Raw genomic sequence first — 19,561 nt, 5'->3', positions numbered from 1 at the left:
AAATTTCAAGGCGTCCTTCCTTGATTGAACGGTCGATTACGGGGGAATATTACAAGCCCACTAAAATTCGTCGGGAGACGTTATAATCGGCTGCCTGCACGTTCAGAATGTACGTTCCGCCCGCCAGTCCGGCCAGTTCGAGCCGACGACGTTCGTTAAAGGATGGTACGGTCGTCGTGTAGAGTAACTGACCCGTCAGGCTGTAGACAGCAACAGTTGCATTGGTCAGATCCTGCTGGGTCTCAATCGTTATCACCCGGTCGGGGCTTGGGTTGGGGTATACGCTTAAACCCGCCAGCGACTCGTCGATGGTAAGCGTAAACGCAGTCGAGGGCAGCGAGAAGCAGGTGAGCGTATTCGAATAAACAGTCGACGACTGAGCTGTGTACGCACCGGATGTGCCAGCCTTGACGATAGCAGTCCGGGCTGCCAGCGTATCGGCTCCCCGGCGCCACAGAAAGACCGGGCTGTTGGTCGAACTTACGGCTTCGAGCGTAAACGTACCGATAGCGTTGACGGTTGGGGCGGGGGGTAGGGCCCGAAGCTCAACGCGGGTGGCGCCTGACTGAGTAGAAAGGCACCCATTGACGTCACGGACCCGGGCACTATACAGGCCGGCCCGGCTCGTTACGATGCTGCGCGCTGTGTCGCCGGTCGACCAGTAGACCGTGTAGGGGCCATTGACGGTGAAGGTTACCCGGTCGCCTTCGCACAGGATGGGCGACTTATCGGTCAGCAGCGTAGGCGCAGCCGGCAGCGGATTGACTTGGACTGCCAGTACGGTCGAATAGGGCGATAAACAGCCGTTGCCATCTTTAGCCTGTGCGGCATAGTTACCCGACTGGCTTACGGTAATGGTTTTGTCGGTCTGTCCGCTCGACCAGACAACGTTTAATGGGGTTGCCGCACTCAGGTTGACCGTGTTGCCGGCGCAGAATGTGGTTGCACCAGCCGCCGATACGGATGGGGTAGCCGGTAGTGGGTTTACGGTGATGTTTACGATATCGGAACGCTCCGAAACGCAGCCGAACGTGTTGGTTACCTGTACCCCAAAGTTACCCGACTGGGCTATGGTCAGCGTTTTGGTCGACTGTCCACTGGTCCAGATATACGATACCGCATCGGGGGCGGTCAGTGTAATCGTCCGGTCGGCACAAAAGGTAGTCGGTCCGTTTGTCGCAATGGTTGGTTTTGCCGGCAACGGATTAACCGTTACGGGAATACTGTTGGAGGTAGCCGATGTACACCCATTCTGGTCGGTTACCGACAGGGTGTACGTGCCCGATTTGCCAACTGTTACGGCCTGCCCCTGCTGGCCGTCGCTCCAATTGTACCGAACGCTCTGGGCACTGGTGCGCAGTACGGTATTGTCGCCCTGGCAGAATGTCGTCGACCGATCGGCGGTGATGGTTGGGGTAGCCGGCAATGGGTTTACCGAGAGGCTGATCGCATTCGAAACAAACTGGCATCCACTAACATCGTTGTAGCGGACCTGATACGTCCCGGCCGTGCTGATGTTCACCTGTCGACTGGTGGCTATAACCGTGTTAGTCTGCTGATTGACCCACTGTACTGCATCGTAGTTGGTTGTGAGGGCCAGGCTACTGCCTGCGCAGATGGCTGCCTGGCGGTTATCGGCCACCGTGGCAACAGGTGTGTCGCTCACGCGTACGTAGCTCGTGAAAGCCGTGTTGCCGAGTGCATCTTTGACTTTCGCGCGGTAAAGGCCCGGGCCTTTCGTTATGCTGCGGCTTGTTTCGCCCGACTCCCACTGGAATGAACTGTACTCGCCATTCACGGAGATTGTCAGGTTGTTGCCCGAACAGGCAATGCCCACCGTGGGCGAAGCAACGGGTGGTAAGGGGCTCGACTGCTGGAAGAAACTATCGTTGAGGCTTGTGTTCCAGGCACTGGCTACTTCAACGAGCCCATTGTAATCGAAGTGAAAGCCTTCCGGATCGTTGAGTGGTGGACGTGTCCGGGGAATCTGAATGTTGTCGGTCGATGGACCCGCAAAGACATTCGGTACGGTGTTGACAATATTGGTCTGGGCGGCAATGATACCCGGGTTGACGCGGTTCGGTACCCGGTCGCCATAACTGGCCCGGGCTACGACCCAACTCATGTTACGGCCAAAATCCTGCCGACTCTGGTTGATCAGGTAGGTGAGATCGCTGGTGTAGCTGGCCGACGAAGTATTGATCAGGTTGTCGGCTTCCCCCTGTTGCCACAAGATAGCCCGTACCCCGAGCGTGTGGGCATAGAATTGCAGCGAAAGCTTGAGGTTTATGTACGGTTGCCGGGCTGCGTAGGTCAGGGTTGGATCGTAGACGCTAACGGCTACCCCACCCGGCGGAGCACTCTGCCGCCAGTTCTGGATAGCTGTACCCGTGAAGGCCCCGTTGAAAAACAGAATAGGCACATTCAGGCGACTGGCCAGTAAGTCGCCCAGTCGGCCCCAGCACCAGGTTCCCATCCCGCGCGGGGCAATGGTAAAGTCGGGGGAGTTATCGATATGGCTGAACTGCGCTACGGGCGGATCGTTCGGAAAACCATCGTTTGGATAGCGATAGTTGACGCAGTTGACCCGATCATCGGTCGATACCGGAGCATCCTGGTGAACGCCCTGCGCGTTCGACTGCCCCGCCACAATGAAAACTTCGCCAATACCAATCCGGTCAATAGTGGTTGAATTGCCGACCTGCTGGTCGCCGTTCATGCCCCGTACTTCGAGACTATACCAGCCACCCTGTCCGGTGATGTCGCCGGCATACACACCGCCCGTTGGATTGTTCTGGACAACCTGCCAGTTGGTCGTTGTGCCCTGATTGTTACGGGCCGTCAGCCGGGCTTCGATTCGGGATACACCGGTCGTGTAATAACCGGTAATCCGGAATGTGGCCTGATTCGCCTGATTCCGTTGAAAAATGGCGCGGTCAGTCGGAAACGAAATCTGAATCTGAGCCATGCTTACTAGTGGCAGCAACAACCAGACCACCAGACCGGCAGCCAGCGAGACGTGTTTCATAGCGACTAAAAACGTGGTCGGCTTCGTTAAATCGACCGGATAGGTTGAGCAGTAGGTTTATTCAACTGGTTCCGGCGTGGTATTGAGCCGTTGCCAGATCATGTCTTTGAGGGTATCGAGACCCTGTTGGCTGATGGCTGAAATGAAAGCCACGGGCATGTTTTTAGGAACCTCTTCCCGTATACGCGCCAGTTCCTCAGGACTTACCAGATCGGTTTTGGTTATAGCCAGCAGCCGGTCTTTGTCCATCAGCTCCGGGTTATACTCCCGCAGCTCGTTCAGCAGTGTGTTGAACTCCTGTCGGATGTCGGCACTATCGGCTGGTACCACAAACAGCAGTACGGAATTACGTTCGATATGCCGCAAAAACCGCAGTCCAAGTCCTTTTCCCTGCGATGCTCCTTCAATAATGCCCGGAATATCGGCCATTACAAACGACTTATAGTCCCGATACGCAACGACCCCCAGATTGGGTACAAGGGTTGTAAAGGGATAATCGGCAATTTCGGGTCGGGCAGCTGACACTACAGAGAGCAGTGTCGACTTACCGGCGTTGGGGAACCCAACCAGACCTACATCGGCCAGCAGCTTAAGCTCCAGAATAATCCACTCTTCCCGGCCCGGTTCGCCCGGCTGTGCGTAATCGGGAGCCTGTTTAGTGGCCGTTTTAAAGTGATCGTTGCCTAATCCACCCCGGCCACCCGGCAGCAGGATAACTTCCTGCCCATCGGTTGTAATTTCCTGGAGCTGCTCACCCGTATCGGGGTTGCGGGCAATGGTACCCAGCGGTACTTCCAGAATCACGTCTTCCCCTTCGGCACCGCTCCGCCGGCCGCCTTCGCCAGCTACGCCATTTTCGGCTTTGACGTGTTTGCGGTATTTGAGGTGAAGCAGCGTCCAGAGCTGCGCGTTACCACGCAGTATAATGTGGCCACCCCGGCCTCCATCGCCCCCGTCGGGACCTCCTTTGGGCGTGTGCTTTTCACGCCGGAAGTGCACAGATCCTGCACCTCCCGCTCCGGAGCGGCAATTGATTTTGACGTAATCGATGAAGTTGGAAGAAGCCATAACTTGTTACTTGGTTACGACACCACCCGTCGGTCGGTTCTTACTCTGTCCGGTCGGCGCTTTGTTCAATCTGTTTCGTGATCAGACCGAAAATGGTATCAATGTCGCCGATGCCGCCGATCTCAGCCAGCTTGTGCTGGTTGGCATAGTAGTCGGCGACCGGTCTTGTTTTGGTATTGTATTCGTTGACCCGACGCCGGATCAACTCTTCGTTCTGATCGTCGGGGCGGCCCGATGTCTGGCCCCGTAGCAGCAACCGACGTGTCAGTTCTTCATCGTCGACGCTCAGGGCTACCATAATCCGAATCGATGTATTGTACTGGCTCAGGAGCTCATCTAGGGCAGCTGCCTGTGGAACGGTGCGTGGAAAACCGTCGAAGATAAAACCAGAGGCTGTCTTGTTTTCCTGCAGCTTGCTTTCGATCATCCCGATTACCACTTCGTCCGGTACCAGTAGCCCCTGGTCCATGAGCTGTTTAGCCCGCAGGCCTAATTCGGTACCGGCCGCTATTTGCGAGCGTAATAAATCACCGGTAGACAAATGAACCAGATTATACTGCTGAATTAACTTTTCACTTTGTGTGCCTTTACCGGCACCCGGTGGGCCAAACAGGACAAGATTAAGCATACTGTAATCGAAAGGGACGGATCGGGTCAGACGTTTGCGCTCGCAAAGTTAAGCGCCAGGTTGATAAAATAATGCAGTGGCTGAGCGTGCGGGATGGGGTATTTGGGTTTTCCCGTGTCCCATAAAAAAAGCGCAGGCTAACACCTGCGCTTTTTTTATGGGACAAGAAGACTTACGACTTCTTTTTTGCGGGAGCTTTAGCCGCTGGTTTGGTAGCGGCTTTCGCCGGAGCAGCTGCTTTAGGCCCTTCCAGTGCTTTCTTTACGTCGGCATCGTTAGGGTCCAGCTCAAGTACTTTGTTGAAGTACTCTTTCGCTTTAGCATCGTCTTTCTTAGCCAGGTTATACGAAGCCAGGAATTTGTACGATGTGATCAGGTTTTTCTTGTATGACTCCCGTTTGGCAGGATCTTTTTCTGCCGTAGCCTGTTCGATAAACTTCTCGTAGTAAGGAACGGCCGTACCCCGTGCCAGCGAAACCGCCGATGGGTAAGCATAGTAGTTCGACTGACCGCGGTAGTAGTAAGCAAGCGGATAGGTGCTGCCTGCCGACGTATCAGCTTCAATTTTGGCAGCCATTTCGCCGAAAGCCGAGTCAGCACGCATGAAGTACAGCTGGCGAGCCATCCGAATCTGTGCCGTATCCATCGGCGCTTCAGACGAGTCACGACCTACCCGGAAACCATACTGGTAGTTAGCCAGCCCCTTAAACAGGTAATCGTTGTTGAGCGGCTTTTTCTCCGTGGCGATGGTTTTAGTATAGTAATCGGCCGCCTTGTTGTACCGTTTCATATCGTAGTATTTTTTAGCGATATCACGGTTCAGGTTCTCCATCGAGTCCAGCGGAGCAGCTTTCTCCAGGTACACGATGCTCAGCGAATCCGACTGGGGCGTATTCAGCATACCGTAAGCACGGCCCAGGTATTTGTAGTCGTCACCGATTACTTTGTTGGGAGCTTCACCAATAAACTTGGTCAGCGCGTCGACAGCCTGCTGGGGCTGATTCAGCCCGTAATAAGCCCAGCCATACATCCGGTCCATGATCGGGTTATTTACTTTCCCTTTCAGTTGATCGAGGTATGTCGTAGCACCCTGGAAATCCTGCGCCAGGAAGCGATAGCGAGCCACGTCGAGCAGACGCTCGGGGTCGGTAGTACTACTCTTCTGAACATAAAGATCGTAGTTCTGGGCAGCGCTTTTGTAAGCCCGCGAATTGGCAAGTGCATCGGCATAAGCCAGGTACGTTGGCGCAAACTCCGGATCGGTCTGGATGGCCTGCTTGAAGTAATCCTGCGCTTTGGTATAGTTTTTACCGCGCAGATACAGCCGACCGATTTTGTAGTTGGCCTCAGCCAGTTTTGGATCGATAGCCATGGCGTTTTCATACTTCGTGATGGCGTTACCACCGTCGTTTTTCAGGAAGTATGCGTCGCCCATCGTCATCTCGATAGTAGCGTTCTCGTTTTTCTTATCCTTTTCGTCGGCAATCGTCAGCAGGCGAATAGCTTCGGCGGGATCATTCGTTTTGTCCGAAAGGGTATACATTTCGGCGGCCCGAATCAGCACGTCCTGGTTCTTGCTTTTGGTGGCGTTGACCGCGTTATCGATCAGCGTTTTCGCCGTGGCACGGTCACCTTTAACAAGGGCTACGCCGGCCAGACCAACATTGTTGAGTTGGTTCTTGCCATCGGCAGCCAGTCCTTTTTCGAAGGCCGCTTTCGCCTGGTCAACTTGCCCACTTTTCAGGTAGTAGTAGCCCAGGTAGAATTGGTTGTCAGCCGTAGGCGCACTGCTGGCCAACTGCGTAAACGTCTGACCTGCCTTCGTAAACCGCTCGGCCTCCAGGTCTTTCAGACCCTGCTGGACGTCCTGTGCCACAACCGGAGTAGTGAAAGCGGCACCGACAAACAGGATGGTCATCAGCGATTTTTTCTGGTTGTTCATCATGTATTTTAGGTTGGAATTAGAAAAATGGGTGTTTGAGTACTAAACAATTGACAAATCTAAAAAATTGCGGTTAAACCGAAAAACTTCCTTATTTCCGCAGGTTTACCTCCCGATTGTATCGTACAGAAGGCCATAAGCCCAATTTGTAAATGATCAGTGAGCCCGCATCCCGAATAACGTAGTTTACCAGTCCACCACCCAAACCGGGATGGGCCTCCCGACTCAGTACATAGATGGGCCGACGCAACGGATAACGCTGCATGCCCAGATCTTCCTGAAACGGTTGGTAGTAATCATCGCGCCTGGTTGGGTTCTCCTTGTCCGATAAACCTATAACTCGTAAATCCTTCGAGAGTTCGGCCGTTATCGGTTCATCGCCGTCACTAATCCAGTTTACGCCAATAAAACCCAGTGCCGACGGATTCTTCCGCACATAGTCAATTACATCCCGATTCGATTTCGTGGTGAAAATGCGCAGGTTGTTAACATTCGTCAGGCCAAAGGTGTGCATCACAAAATTCAGGTTGCTTGAATTATTGTTGTCAAACACCAGTGTGATGGGCGCAGTCTGGTTACCGCCTTTTAAGTCGGCCCACGTCTTACGCTGTCCCTGAAACACCTGTCGCAGTTCACTCATTGTCATCAGGCTGTCGGTATTGGCCCGGTTTACGATTAGAGCTACACCATCGGTCGCGAGTTTAACGGCTGAACCAATAATTTTTCGCTGATCCAGCGCTTTTTGCTCGTTGGCCGTCAGTTTCCGGGTCGTGAAGGCGAGCCGGGCACTGTCGTGCAGCATCATGTTGATTGCTTCCTGCTCAGGCCGGTACACAATGTTGAAAGCTACGTTGGGGTATATCCCCTTGTAAGCCTCTGTCACCTGCATCACCAGTGGCCGAAACGACTCGTCGGCTGCAATGGTGATTGATCCCCGCGAGGGGTTGTCGAGTTCGGTCTTGCCGTTGTTACAGCCCGCCAGCAGCGTCAAGGGCAAGAGCCACCGCCAGGCTTTTCTATTACGGTTCATTACGAAGTTGTTGAATAGACCGATACATCCGGAAACCGCCATACAGTAGCAGCAATATACCAAGGCCGTAGCGCAGTACACCTTTTTCCGGAAACACACCAAAAGACTGAGAGGAGGCCATCAGTGCGATGCCTCCTCCCAAGTAAGCCAGCGAAGCCAGCACTGCAATAAACAGCGTGAACCGCGCTGGACCTCGATTTTGTCCGCGCATAGGAGTTATTCCAGCGTGAAGTTAATCGGCAGGTTGTACTTCACCCGAACCGGACGGCCCGACTGTTTACCGGGGCGCCATTTTGGCATCCCCTTCACCACCCGCTGTGCTTCTTCATCGGTACCGAAGCCAAGGCCTTTCAGCACCTGAACATCCTGGATACTACCGTCGGTATTCACAACGAAGCTTACGAAAACCCGACCTGATACGTTAGCACGCTGGGCAGCCGCTGGGTAGCGGAGGTTCTTCGACAGGTACTGACCAAGTGCGGCCATACCTCCGTTGAACTCAGGCTGCTGCTCTACCACCGTGAAGATTTCCTCTTCTTTTGGGGCCGCTTCGACAGCAACTTCCACTTTCGTGGGGCCAGCCGAGGCTTCGGGCGCTGCGATTACTTCTTCTGCGTTGGGGTCACCTTCCTGCGTTTTCTCAGCGGCAACGGCCTCCTTCAGCTCTTCAACGGCTGGTGGTGGCGTTTCCTCCGGAACTTCTTCATCCGGCTTCACTTCGGGCGGAAGGAACTTCACCGTGTTCACCTTCGGCATTTCGACCGGTGGTGGTGGCGGTGGCGGTGGTTCGTTCGGATCGATTGGGGGCGGTGGCAACTTCATGAGGTCAACCTCTACCATTGCCTGCTCCTGCTCTTCCGGCGTCAGTGCGGTGATGATCGTTGGCGTCAGCACACCCAGTGTAAACAGGATACCGCCGATGATCAGCGCCCGGGTTACAGTCTTTGGGTATTCTTTCCGCAGCGAATAAGCACCATATGCCTGGTTCCGGTTGGCAAACACGATATCATCGAGTGTTGCCTTTTGGTCTAGTTCTGCCATGGTGTTATACGTCGATTTTAACTTTGTCTTTCAGCATCGCCTTTTCGTCGGCGGTAAGCTGGTCTACCAGTGCGTAGCGCTTCGTTTTCGTGATGGCCATCTCATCCAGTACATCAACCATGTTTTTGTAGGTCGAGAGTTTGGTTGGCTTGATCACAACGACAAACTTGTCTCCGGGTACCGTGCGGGCGTTGTCCTGGATGGCTTTGCGAAATTCGTAGCCGTAGCTAACGGTTTTCACATCCGGATTTTCGTTGGCGGCTTTCCCGAAGATGTAGTAAGCCTTGTTGTCTTTCCCGAGGAAGATCGTCATCACGTTCGACGCCTTGATCGGTTCAGTTTCTTCTGTTTTTGTCTTATCTGGCACGTTGAGCGTCATCGAGGATGGTTTGCTCAGGGTGGTGGCCAGAATGAAGAAGGTGATGAGGAGAAAGCCCAGGTCAACCATGGGCGTCATGTCGACGCGGGTTGACGCTTTCTTGGACCGTACCTTACCACCATCATGCTTACCACCACCACCGCCAGTGTTAATTTCTGCCATGGCAAATTTGGTTTACAGTCTAGAACGTGCGGGTTCATTGCTGAACACCAGAACGTCTTAAACCGGGTTAGTCTGCTTTCCAGCCAGCGGGTGGGGCTTCTGTACCCGTGATCAGGTTAAACTTGTTGATATTCTGCGCCTGAAGCGTAGCCAGCACATTCTTGAATTCCGGAAACTTGGCGAGGTTGTCACCTTTCAGCGCAATTCGAAGGTTGTTGTTGGCCTTCCGGGAGTTGAACACCCAGTCTTTCAGCTCGTTGTTTGCACCAGCGCCGGTCGAATCCGTTGGGATACCGGGCTGCTTAACTTTTGCCTGCTGTTCTTTAGGCAGGCTCAGGTACGACTTCAGCTGATTGATAGGAAGTCCAAAGTTTGACATGAGTGCAAACTCTTTCTTTTCCTTGTCTGAGAACGTCAGCCCTTTGGCAGCCGCGATGTTTTCGAGCGTGGCAATGCGGGTTTGCTGGTTATCCGTTCCGAAATAGACTTTGCCATCACGACCCAGACCAATGGTCATAATGTCGTTATCGGGGACTTTAATGCCCGAAATGGAGGAGGGCGTTTCAATGGCTGCTGCATCCTGCGACCGGAACTGGGCCGTCAGAATGAAGAATGTCAGCAGCAGAAAGGCCACATCGCACATCGCGGTCATATCCACCGTGGAACTGGCGCGTTTTATTTTAACTGCGGGCATAGTGGAGTTAAGTTTCTGTCCGCCCGGCGTTTACCGGGCGGACTTAAGTACCGGTTGAAAAACGCTGGCCTAGTAGTGGGCTGCGAAGTTTTGCTGGATGCTCAGACCGATCTCGTCGATGTTGTAGGTCAGAACGTCGATGCGGCTGGTGAAGTAGCTATACATAATCGTAGCGATAGCAGCCGTACCGATACCGAGGGCCGTGTTTACAAGGGCCTCCGAGATACCCGTCGACAGAGCGCCGGTGTCAGGCTGGCCGGTAGCACCCATGGCCGCGAAAGCCCGGATCATACCAAGTACCGTACCGAGCAGGGCGATCAGCGTCGAAACCGAAGCCAGCGTAGCGATGATGGTCAGGTTCTTTTCCAGCATCGGCAGTTCCAGCGTGGTCGCTTCTTCTACTTCTTTCTGCAGGGCAGCCAGTTTTTGCTCTTTGTCGAGGCTGGTATCGGTGGCCAGTTGCTGATATTTCACCAGCGCGGTTTTTACCACGTTACCAATCGAACCTTTCTGCTTGTCGCACTCCTGGATAGCCGCTGCTACTTCGTTGCGGTCGAGCAGGCTTTTCACTTTCCGAACGAAATCATCGATCGAACCCGTACCGTTGGCGCGGCCGATGGTGATGAAACGCTCAATCGAGAAGACAAGAACGGTCAGGAAACAGGTAAACAGAATTGGTACGATAAATCCACCCTTGTACACGGTTCCAAAGTAATCGCCTGGCAGGGGTTCTTTCGTGTTGTCGCCTTCCTGGAAGTGGCTACCATCACCGAAGACAAACATGTACGTCAGAATACCGATCAGGAGCAGCACGGGGATAACAAGTGCTGGGTTAAGACCTCCTGACTTTTTCTTGGGTGCCGATGCTTTGGCTGGTGCTGGAGAAGGAGTTTGTGTTTTCATTGGAACTGGACTGTAGGGTTAAAATGAAAGTTGGTTTGCCCGGTAAAAAAAGCGAAAAATTTAACTGTTTCGGTTTCTCCCATCAAAAATTTGACGGAAACACACTGAAACCTCCACAAAACTATGGTTTTTCTAACGAATACAAAGCAACCCGATTCGTCAAATTTTGCGCTTCAATGGGAGTTGGCCAATAATTAGTTGGATATAACTTTTTGAAAAATCATCCAGCCATGACCTGCCCACACCGGTAAAACCTTGTCTCTCAATCGCCCACCAAAGTGGCTTTGCCTAAGATCGATACCATGGAGCTGCGACGGGCTAGGGAGGGGCCTTGTTCATAAAGGAATTATTAAATTTTTGTAATCCAGTCTAATTCACGCCGTGACTTGTGTCAACTCAATGATGCCGATGGCCCCCCTATTCCATAAAGCAGGCATAAAAAAATCTTCTATAAATCCGATTTTCAATCGTTTACGTATGTGACCCAGAAGTGTATTCGAGTCTTTATAGTGGTTAACCTATTTTAACTCAGACCTATGCGTCACTTTCGCACTGTACTCGTACTCTTGACATTTGTGTTGGCTTCGGGCGATTTCTTCCGACTTATACGGCATGAAGTAGCAGACTGGCATGGCTTCGTTCAGCTGCCGGTTCTGTTTATGGGCCTGACCTTCTCACTTTTCGCTGGGGCTATAACGGCCCACGCACTTCTTTCGCTTATACAGGGAACTTCGTTTTTGACTGATCTGGTTCAGGAAGAACCTGCTTATTACGAACACGTCTAATCATCTGACCGTCAATAGGTAAGAGAAGAAAAGCCACTGCAGATGCAGTGGCTTTTCTTATTTAGGGAAGGACATAAAAAAAGGGAGCAGTTGACTGCTCCCTTTTGTCGGGAAGGCGGGATTCGAACCCACGACCTCTTGCACCCCATGCAAGCACGCTACCGGACTGCGCTACATCCCGAATTGGTCTGCAAAGGTAATGAGCAATGGCTAATGAACAAGCTAAGGCTGCTAAAAAAATATGCATTCGCTTGTCCATTAGCCATTACGCATTCACAATCAGTTAGTTTTTGCCGCTACCCTGCGTGGCCGGTGGCTGACTGCTCCGACGTTGCTGCTGCATTGGATTGCCGCCCTGGGGGGCAAACTGGTTTTGCCGCTGCTTGAACAACTGGAAGCGCGTTGGCTGAGCCATACGCGGGAATGAGTTGTTCTCCGTGTCGATGTCGGCAATCTCGTAGAAAGGGTCCAGGGTCCACTGGGTAACCTTTTTGTTGGTTACGATTACTTTCCGGATCGAAACGTCGTTGAAGCGCCAGATTTCGGCCGGGAAGCGGGCTACCGAATCCGTGCCGTCTTCAAACTGCATCCGGATGATAACCGGCATCGGAACCCCACCCTTGTTCTTCAGCGACAGGGTGTAGAAGTTGTTCTTGTCGGCGCTTTCGATGGCCTTCCGTTCGTCGTCGCTCAGCGTTGCCAGGTAATCCTGATACTTCTTCCGATCGGCGTCGGTTACGGCGTAGGGATCGTAGTTATTATAGAAATCTTTCATGGTGGAATCCTTCGAAACCACTGTTTCGGCCTGCGTGGCTGCATCGCGCTGCTTGCTCACGGTACCGGCTCTACGTTTGGCTTCTGCGCGGGCCGCAGCCTTCGTGATTTCGGGATTGCCCGAATCGACCTGGAACCAGTCTACTTCGACCAGGTCCTGATCGACAGGCTCAACGCCATAGAACCAACCCTTCCAGAACCAGTCCAGATCGACGCCAGAGGCATCTTCCAGCGTGCGGAAGAAATCGGCGGGTTCGGGGCTTTTGAAGGCCCAGCGCCGTGCATATTCCTTGAAGGCGTAGTCGAAGAGTTCGCGGCCCATGACGGTCTCGCGCAGGATGTTAAGGGCCGCTGCCGGTTTCGCATAAGCATTGGCACCCAGGTTGATGACGTTATCCGACGAGGTCATGATGGGCGACAGCACGGCTTTGTCCGACTTCATATAATCGGTGATGTACTGGGGTTCGCCCCGGCGGCTGGGGAAATTATAATCCCACTCTTTCTCGGCCAGATACTGGCAGAAGGTGTTGAGACCTTCATCCATCCAAGTCCACTGCCGCTCGTCGGAGTTGACGATCATGGGGAAGAAGTTGTGGCCTACTTCGTGGATAATGACACCGATCATACCGGCTTTGGTGCTCTCCGAATAGGTGCCATCGGCTTCGGGACGCCCTCCGTTGAACGAGATCATCGGGTACTCCATACCACCGCCTGGGGTAGCGTGGCACGAGATCGCCACTGGATAGGGATATTTGATGGTCCGATTGCCATATGAACGCAGAGTATGTTCAACGGCCCGGGTCGAGTACTGGCCCCAGAGCGGATTACCTTCTTTCGAGTAGAACGACATGCTCCAGATTTTCCGGCCATCGCCATACACATCGGTCTGCATGGCATCCCAGATGAACTTGCGGCTGCTGGCGAAGGCAAAGTCGCGTACGTTATCGGCCTTGTACACCCAGGTTTTGGTTGATTTGGTATCGCCGGCTTTGGCTTTTTCGGCGGCTTCGGCTTCGGCCTGCGTGACAATGACAACCGGGTTTTTAGCGTTAACGGCCTGAGCCATACGCTTCTGCTGCGTGGCTGTCAGAACCTGTTTGTAGTTCTGACATTCGCCCGTTGCCCCAACGATGTGGTCGCTGGGTACGGTAATGGCAACCTTGTAATTACCAAAGATGAGCGTGAACTCACCCTGTCCGAGAAACTGCTTGTTCTGCCAGCCGTTCACGTCATTATAGGCGCAAAGCCGGGGGAACCAGTGGGCAATGAAATAGTTATAGTTGCCGTCTTTGGCAAAAAACTCCATGCCGCTCCGACCGTAATACTCGGTGATGAAGTAGTTCCAGTCGACTTTGAACGCGTAGCTCATGCCGGGCTTCAGGGGCGCTGGCAGATCGATCCGCATCATTGTCTGGTTGATGGTGTACTTCAGGGCCGTTCCCGACTTGCCATCCTTCACGGCCGTAATTTTGTAGCCGTATTTGTCGGTAGCTTGCTGGCTGCTGCGCTCCCGGACCGACGTCAGGTTTTGCAGCTGGCCGAAACTCATCCCGCTTTCGTTGATACCACCTGTGCGGGTTACACTGCCAATGGAGCCTTTGGCAAACAGGTTCTGATCGAGCTGCAACCAGATGAAGCGAAGTTCATCGGTCGAGTTGTTGTGGTAGGTGACCGTTTCGGTACCGGTAATTTTCTGGTTAGCGTCGTCGAGGGTAACGTTGATGTCGTAATCGGCGCGATTCTGAAAGTAGTCCCGGCCAGGTGCACCGGCGGCCGTCCGGAAGGTATTTGGCGTTGGCAGCATCGGTCCCAACTGCTCAAAACGCGTATTGGCGTTTTGGGTTGGGGCAGTGGGTGCCTGCGCCCGGGCTGACAGGAAAGAAACGGCTAATCCGGCCGTTAGCAAAAGTATCTTTTGCATATATCCGCTTATTGTTAATGAATGAAGTGGGAAAGATACGCAAAAGGCCCCAACCAGCCTATCTGACTGGGTTGGACGGTATGATGCTGGGTCGAATAGACCGTTTACTCAATAAAAGCAGTGTGTGTTGCACCCCGGTTGGCCAGTAAAGCGCTCTGCTGACGCAGATAACGGGTATACCGGGCCGACTCGTTGTAGAGAAGGTGGATACCGTCGGAGGTCTGGAAGGTGCTATTGGGCAGATCGATGTGCTGATAATCCGGTGCCGGGAAATAGCGCTGGGCGTATTGCCGGATAGCCTGGGGAGCGGCCAGCTGCTCGAGCCGGACATCGATCGGCATCTCAAACAGCACCACGGTCGTGCCCTGCCGGCGCAGCGCGTCGAGGTAGGTCCGGGCTTTGGCGAACGACTCGTTCATATGGGCGGCCAGCGGGGCTACATGCATGGTAGCCTGTAGCTGAGTAACGGTCTTGTTAAGAAGCGCCGTATCCTGCCGGAGCGCCGACTCCGGTATCACAATGGCGTTGCGGCCATGCTGCCAATCGCGCAGGAGGGCTTTGGCAACACCAACCGGCTGGTATTTGGTGCGCAGAAACGGCAGCCATTGTTTCAGGCGGTGCTGGGTCGAGTCGGTAAACTGCGTCAGATCGAGTTGGGGCGGATCGCGCCGGGCAATGGAGTTGATCTCGACAAACAGCACCCTGGGGGCATGTCCGCTATGTGCGATCAGGTACAGGCCATCGAGCGACGAAAGGCCGCTGAAACTGAGGTTATAGCTATGCGCATTCAGGCTATCGGTCAGGATTCGTTCGCTCATCGACGAGCCTACGATCAGCGTATCGTACCGACTGCTGGCTTCGTACATATACTCTTCTGCCTTGACCAGATTGCGCTGGGCCGTAGTCTGGGCCGTCCGGCTGATAGCAGGGCCGTAAAAGTGAATGAAAGCCGTGTACAGGATCAGAATGAGTGCCGTAACGACGAGGGATTGCCTGATCATGACTTAAAACTGAAAATAGATAAACGAACCGCTCGAACCGCTGTTGGTGATTAGTAGAAACAGCATAATGCCATAACCAACGACCGTCCATCGGCTCGGGGTAGTGGCTGTCGGAAGCGAGGTGTCAGACTGGCGCATCAGGTAAAAAGCATGGTAGGCCAGAACGGGGAAGGAGTAAAAGCCGATGAAGCTGATAACCAGCATATCGTGGGGTTTGCTCAGGTTTTGCGCCATTGACCGGCAGTAGGCAATAACATGGTCGAAATCAGGCAGTCGGAACAGGAGCCACGCTAGTGTGATGTAAGCGAAAACAATGAGTCCGCGCAGAAACCGGAAACCTGCGAACCGCGCCTTGCCGACCCGGTCGCCGACGTAGCGTTCCAGCGCAAGGGCGAACCCGTGGGCAAATCCCCAGACGGCGTAACTCCAGGCTGCACCATGCCACAGGCCGCCCAGCACCATGGTCGTCATCAGGTTCAGGTACGTCCGGAACTGCCCGTGCCGGTTGCCGCCCAGCGGAATGTACAGGTATTCGCGCAGAAAGCTGGATAAGGAAATGTGCCACCGGCGCCAGAAATCGGCGAACGACGTGGAAACGTACGGGTAGTTGAAGTTAATGGGAAACTGGTAGCCGAACAGGGCGGCCAGGCCGATTGCGATAAGAGAATAACCGGCGAAGTCGGCAAAGATCTGCATCGAATACCCAAACAGTAGCGACACCAGCGTCAGCGACGACAGGGCTTCGAAGTACGGATAAGTCATCAGCAGCGTGTGGTCTTTGAGATTATCGGCCACCACCATTTTCAGAAAATACCCCACCACCAGCGTCCGGAAACAGTAATCCCAGCGAATATCGGCAAACCGTTTTTCTCCGATCTGGGGCAGAAAGAAATTGGCCTTTACAATGGGGCCTGACACCAGCTGCGGGAAAAAACCTTTGAAGAACAATACGGTCTGGGCATGCTTCAGCAGGTTGCGGGCAATAAGTGAACGGTACTGTGCTACGTCGCGGTATCGGTAGGTGTCGACAACAAGGCTGATCCCCTGAAACGTGAAAAACGAGATGCCAATGGGCAGGGGAAGCGTAGCGAGCCAGGCGCCGAAAGCGTTGTGGTCGGGCAGAAACGACTGACTGACAAGAGGGCCATACTTGAAGAAAAGCAGGATAAGTAGGTTGGCTACCACACCCAGCACAGCGTAAAGGTGATGGCGGGCCGGATTGCCGTAGATGACCAGATAACTGGCGGCAATGTTTATGCTGACGGATAGGATTAACAGCCACAACAGATCGGCCTGCCCATAGGCGTAGAAAAAGAGGCTGGCCGCAATCAGAATGGGCACCTGCCACCGGCGGGCGATGGGCAGGTAGTACAGCATGAAGGTGATCAGCACCAGAAGGACAAAGGCCGGGCTGGTAAATAACATAAGGGGTGCGTTGGTCGAATAAGCGAAAAGGGTACACTAAGCGGGCCGCAAATCTACGACCAAAGCCAATCGGGACGACATACACCGTCTGGTTTCGGACTCGCGGTCGGGCTACTCCAGCAGACTATTTAAAAAATCGTTGTTGAGTAAGAGTGAGATAGCCATACCAGCTACTATACCCGAAACCGCCAGCACCCACCGCAAACGCGATACCCGGGCCAGTCGCAGTGCCGCATACGACACGCCCAGTACGATACTCACAATCAGGAGCTGTCCCAACTCCAGGCCGATATTAAAGGCCAGCAGTGGTGTCAGAATATCGGCCTCACGCCCCAGCAGACTACGCAGGTAGTTTGAGAAGCCCATGCCGTGAATAAGCCCGAAGGCCAGTGCCATACCATACCGCCCCAGAGGTCGCTGATCCAGCAGGGCCTGAGTCGCCGGCTGAACGGAAAAATTTCCGATGGCCGTAATCAGAATCGTGACCGGTATGAGAAATTCGATGAAGGGTGTGCTGTACTGAATGAGCTGGAGTGTTGCCAGCGCCAGCGTGATCGAATGCCCAATCGTAAACGCTGTAATCAGCACCAGTACCCGGCGCCAGTCGGTCAGGGTATAGATGGCGGTGAGGGCAATGACAAACAGAATATGATCGTAACCGCCCGGGTCGGTGATGTGGTCGAAGCCAAGGCGAAGATAGATGAGAAAATCACTCATTTGAACCACTCGGCGTACATGACATAGTTATCGGCAGTCCGTTTAAATACGTCGGCCTGCTCGGGCGATACGGGCTTCAGAAAACGCGCGGGGTTGCCGGCATAAATCGAGCCGGGGGGCACCTGGGTATTCTGCGTAACGATGGCGCCGGCAGCAACGATACTGCCCGCTCCGATAACGGCACCATCCATCACGATGGCGCCCATGCCGATCAACACGTTATCGGCAATAGTACAGCCGTGAACAATGGCGTTGTGCGCAATCGAAACGCTGTTACCAATGGTCGTAACGGTTTTCTGGTAGGTGCAGTGGATAACGGCGCCGTCCTGGACATTACAGCGGTCGCCCATAACGATGCTGTTGACATCGCCCCGAATCACTGCGTTGAACCAGACCGTGCAGTCGCGTCCCATCCGGATATCGCCAACCAGGGTCGCGTTTTCGGCAAACCAGCAGTTGTCGCCAAACTGTGGCGCTCTGCCCTGTACTGTTTTAATTAGTGCCATAGGACAAAGATAGATAGTCTGCTCACAGCTTTGTAGCAAAGCTGTAAACCCGATGCCTATGGGTCAACTGCCGACGCATGAAAAAAGGGAACAACCGACTGGTTGTCCCCTTCTTATTGTATTGAGTTGGGCCGCTGCTAGTTTTTGCTGGCTTTATCGGCTTCTTTTTCCAGGTCGTCGAGCGACTTGTTGACATCTTTTTTCAGCTTGTCGAAGTCGTCGCTGCTCGACCGTTGTACTTTGTAGTACGAATCCATCAGCTGCGAGCGTTTGTCCTGGAGGTCTTTAACCCGTTCTTCGCGCGCTTTCCGATCTTTCCGACTTTCGTTTTTTACATCGGCTTTTGCCTCGTCGAGCTGGCTGTCGATCCTGTCGAGCTGGCCCGAAATACGGTCGCTCAAGTCGCGCTTGTCGCGGTCGCTGCCGCGGTTATCCATCCGATCGTTGCGGTTGTCGTCCATTCGCCGGTCGCGGTTATCCGATGACATGTCATCGTTGTTGCGCCGGTTCATATCACGCTCTGGACGGTCGTTGTTATTACGCCGGTTCATATCCCGGTCCGAACGATCATCATTGTAACGACGGTCGCGGTCATCCCGATCCGAACGCATCGAATTGGTATCGCGCTGATTATCGTATCGGCGATCTGAAGCCCGGTCGCGGTAATCGCCGTTACCCCGGCTATCGTACCGGTCGTTGTTCATGTCACGGCTGTACCGATCATTGCTGCGGTCGCTGTCGCGGCTGTCATACCGATCCCGGTCGTTATCAGATCGCCGGTTGTCATAGCGATCATTTCGGTCGTCCCGGTCGTTGTACGAGTCGCGGCTATACCGGTCGTTGCTGCGGTAGCTGTAGCTGTCACGGTTCGTGTAGGAATCGCGATCATCACGGCGGTTATCATACCGGTCGCTGTAGTCACGCCGGTCGTTGTAGTCGTTGCGATCGTACCGATCACCGTCCCGGTCGTTGTCGGCATACCGGTTGTTATAGGCATCACTGCTGCTGCCCATCCGGCCCGAACGACTGTCGGTGTTTCCGTACGGGTTACGGTAGCTGTCCGACGAACGATCATTCCGGTTACTGTTCCGATCGGCGTCGCGCCGGCCGAACAGGCCCGACGACTGGCGGTCTGAATCGCGGTTGTCGCGGTCGTCATTGTCATTACGGTTGCGCCGGCCGCTGAAGAGTCCACGCTCCCGTGTTTCATCGGTATCGTCGTACCGATCGCGACGACTGTTATTGGCCATGCGATCGTCGTTGCGGCTGCGCCGGTCGTTACGATCGTAGTCGTCGCTAGTCCGGTCGGAGCCACTGCGGCTGTTGCTTACCATCTCATTGCGGCTGGCCTGCGAGTCACCGTAAAGCCACCGTTCGGTGGTGGCGCAGGATGATAATCCTGCCGTTGCCGCCAGCATCGCTGCGACTATCCATGTCCTTCGTTTCATAACGTTGCGTAAATTGGTTGTACTAATGCTGCTTAAATGTGCCCAAAAAGCGTACCAGTGCCCAATGCGCGCAGCAGTGGCCCTTTTGCCAACGCATTGGGTACACAAT

At 54.0% G+C, this 19,561-nt stretch carries 16 protein-coding genes and 1 tRNA gene; all 17 read right to left on the bottom strand.

The window, feature by feature from the left end:
* Positions 1–49: 49 nt before the first annotated feature.
* The 17 genes from ACYVAC_RS21235 to ACYVAC_RS21155 all read right to left on the bottom strand — a co-directional run bounded on the left by ACYVAC_RS21235 (position 50) and on the right by ACYVAC_RS21155 (position 19,452).
* A complete protein-coding gene (locus tag ACYVAC_RS21235; RefSeq protein WP_461099822.1) occupies positions 50–3,028 on the bottom strand; it encodes a sialate O-acetylesterase in 2,979 nt (992 codons plus the stop codon).
* A gap of 57 nt (positions 3,029–3,085) precedes the next feature.
* Entirely contained in the window at positions 3,086–4,096 is a 1,011-nt protein-coding gene (gene obgE, locus ACYVAC_RS21230; protein WP_461099821.1) for a GTPase ObgE, read from the bottom strand.
* 40 nt (positions 4,097–4,136) lie between these two features.
* Positions 4,137–4,724, bottom strand: coding sequence for an adenylate kinase (locus ACYVAC_RS21225; RefSeq protein WP_461099820.1), 588 nt, complete (start codon positions 4,722–4,724; stop codon positions 4,137–4,139).
* A 172-nt stretch (positions 4,725–4,896) separates the two neighbouring features.
* Complete coding sequence (locus ACYVAC_RS21220) at positions 4,897–6,669, bottom strand: tetratricopeptide repeat protein (protein WP_461099819.1); 1,773 nt, start codon at positions 6,667–6,669, stop codon at positions 4,897–4,899.
* Between the two features lie 88 nt (positions 6,670–6,757).
* Complete coding sequence (locus ACYVAC_RS21215) at positions 6,758–7,696, bottom strand: PstS family phosphate ABC transporter substrate-binding protein (RefSeq protein WP_461099818.1); 939 nt, start codon at positions 7,694–7,696, stop codon at positions 6,758–6,760.
* Positions 7,686–7,907 (bottom strand): hypothetical protein, encoded by a 222-nt coding sequence (locus ACYVAC_RS21210; protein ID WP_461099817.1) that lies wholly within the window; start codon positions 7,905–7,907, stop codon positions 7,686–7,688. Before ACYVAC_RS21210 ends, ACYVAC_RS21215 begins: the two co-directional genes overlap by 11 nt.
* Before the next feature lie 5 nt (positions 7,908–7,912).
* Positions 7,913–8,737, bottom strand: coding sequence for an energy transducer TonB (locus tag ACYVAC_RS21205; RefSeq protein ID WP_461099816.1), 825 nt, complete (start codon positions 8,735–8,737; stop codon positions 7,913–7,915).
* Between the two features lie 4 nt (positions 8,738–8,741).
* Positions 8,742–9,278 (bottom strand): ExbD/TolR family protein, encoded by a 537-nt coding sequence (locus tag ACYVAC_RS21200; protein WP_461099815.1) that lies wholly within the window; start codon positions 9,276–9,278, stop codon positions 8,742–8,744.
* Positions 9,279–9,345: 67 nt separating this feature from the next.
* A complete protein-coding gene (locus ACYVAC_RS21195; RefSeq protein WP_461099814.1) occupies positions 9,346–9,972 on the bottom strand; it encodes an ExbD/TolR family protein in 627 nt (208 codons plus the stop codon).
* A gap of 69 nt (positions 9,973–10,041) precedes the next feature.
* Positions 10,042–10,875, bottom strand: coding sequence for a MotA/TolQ/ExbB proton channel family protein (locus ACYVAC_RS21190; RefSeq protein ID WP_461099813.1), 834 nt, complete (start codon positions 10,873–10,875; stop codon positions 10,042–10,044).
* 892 nt (positions 10,876–11,767) lie between these two features.
* Positions 11,768–11,841 (bottom strand) — tRNA-Pro (locus tag ACYVAC_RS21185).
* Positions 11,842–11,943: 102 nt separating this feature from the next.
* Positions 11,944–14,355, bottom strand: coding sequence for a M1 family metallopeptidase (locus ACYVAC_RS21180; protein WP_461099812.1), 2,412 nt, complete (start codon positions 14,353–14,355; stop codon positions 11,944–11,946).
* A 104-nt stretch (positions 14,356–14,459) separates the two neighbouring features.
* Positions 14,460–15,356: a hypothetical protein gene (locus tag ACYVAC_RS21175; protein ID WP_461099811.1), complete on the bottom strand. Its 897-nt coding sequence runs from the start codon at positions 15,354–15,356 to the stop codon at positions 14,460–14,462.
* 3 nt (positions 15,357–15,359) lie between these two features.
* Positions 15,360–16,781 (bottom strand): MBOAT family O-acyltransferase, encoded by a 1,422-nt coding sequence (locus ACYVAC_RS21170; protein ID WP_461099810.1) that lies wholly within the window; start codon positions 16,779–16,781, stop codon positions 15,360–15,362.
* Positions 16,782–16,892: 111 nt separating this feature from the next.
* Positions 16,893–17,498 (bottom strand): HupE/UreJ family protein, encoded by a 606-nt coding sequence (locus tag ACYVAC_RS21165; RefSeq protein ID WP_461099809.1) that lies wholly within the window; start codon positions 17,496–17,498, stop codon positions 16,893–16,895.
* Positions 17,495–18,004: a gamma carbonic anhydrase family protein gene (locus ACYVAC_RS21160; protein WP_461099808.1), complete on the bottom strand. Its 510-nt coding sequence runs from the start codon at positions 18,002–18,004 to the stop codon at positions 17,495–17,497. The genes ACYVAC_RS21165 and ACYVAC_RS21160 overlap by 4 nt, the downstream gene beginning before the upstream one ends.
* A 137-nt stretch (positions 18,005–18,141) precedes the next feature.
* The gene (locus ACYVAC_RS21155; RefSeq protein ID WP_461099807.1) at positions 18,142–19,452 is read right to left on the bottom strand and encodes a hypothetical protein; all 1,311 of its coding nucleotides are present in this window, start codon (positions 19,450–19,452) and stop codon (positions 18,142–18,144) included.
* Positions 19,453–19,561: the final 109 nt, after the last annotated feature.

It is taken from the genome of Spirosoma luteolum (genome assembly GCF_054778875.1).
The sequence above is the reverse complement of the archived record's forward strand: the minus strand, read 5'-3'. Positions and strand labels throughout refer to the sequence as shown.

Bases quoted from the DNA above. Each gene is read 5' to 3' on its own strand.
- ACYVAC_RS21195 (WP_461099814.1), bottom strand. From the start codon at position 9,972: ATGCCCGCAGTTAAAATAAAACGCGCCAGTTCCACGGTGGATATGACC.
- ACYVAC_RS21235 (WP_461099822.1), bottom strand. From the start codon at position 3,028: ATGAAACACGTCTCGCTGGCTGCCGGTCTGGTGGTCTGGTTGTTGCTG.
- ACYVAC_RS21160 (WP_461099808.1), bottom strand. From the start codon at position 18,004: ATGGCACTAATTAAAACAGTACAGGGCAGAGCGCCACAGTTTGGCGAC.
- obgE (WP_461099821.1), bottom strand. From the start codon at position 4,096: ATGGCTTCTTCCAACTTCATCGATTACGTCAAAATCAATTGCCGCTCC.
- ACYVAC_RS21200 (WP_461099815.1), bottom strand. From the start codon at position 9,278: ATGGCAGAAATTAACACTGGCGGTGGTGGTGGTAAGCATGATGGTGGT.
- ACYVAC_RS21215 (WP_461099818.1), bottom strand. From the start codon at position 7,696: ATGAACCGTAATAGAAAAGCCTGGCGGTGGCTCTTGCCCTTGACGCTG.
- ACYVAC_RS21165 (WP_461099809.1), bottom strand. From the start codon at position 17,498: ATGAGTGATTTTCTCATCTATCTTCGCCTTGGCTTCGACCACATCACC.
- ACYVAC_RS21190 (WP_461099813.1), bottom strand. From the start codon at position 10,875: ATGAAAACACAAACTCCTTCTCCAGCACCAGCCAAAGCATCGGCACCC.
- ACYVAC_RS21175 (WP_461099811.1), bottom strand. From the start codon at position 15,356: ATGATCAGGCAATCCCTCGTCGTTACGGCACTCATTCTGATCCTGTAC.
- ACYVAC_RS21180 (WP_461099812.1), bottom strand. From the start codon at position 14,355: ATGCAAAAGATACTTTTGCTAACGGCCGGATTAGCCGTTTCTTTCCTG.
- ACYVAC_RS21210 (WP_461099817.1), bottom strand. From the start codon at position 7,907: ATGCGCGGACAAAATCGAGGTCCAGCGCGGTTCACGCTGTTTATTGCA.
- ACYVAC_RS21155 (WP_461099807.1), bottom strand. From the start codon at position 19,452: ATGAAACGAAGGACATGGATAGTCGCAGCGATGCTGGCGGCAACGGCA.
- ACYVAC_RS21220 (WP_461099819.1), bottom strand. From the start codon at position 6,669: ATGATGAACAACCAGAAAAAATCGCTGATGACCATCCTGTTTGTCGGT.
- ACYVAC_RS21205 (WP_461099816.1), bottom strand. From the start codon at position 8,737: ATGGCAGAACTAGACCAAAAGGCAACACTCGATGATATCGTGTTTGCC.
- ACYVAC_RS21170 (WP_461099810.1), bottom strand. From the start codon at position 16,781: ATGTTATTTACCAGCCCGGCCTTTGTCCTTCTGGTGCTGATCACCTTC.
- ACYVAC_RS21225 (WP_461099820.1), bottom strand. From the start codon at position 4,724: ATGCTTAATCTTGTCCTGTTTGGCCCACCGGGTGCCGGTAAAGGCACA.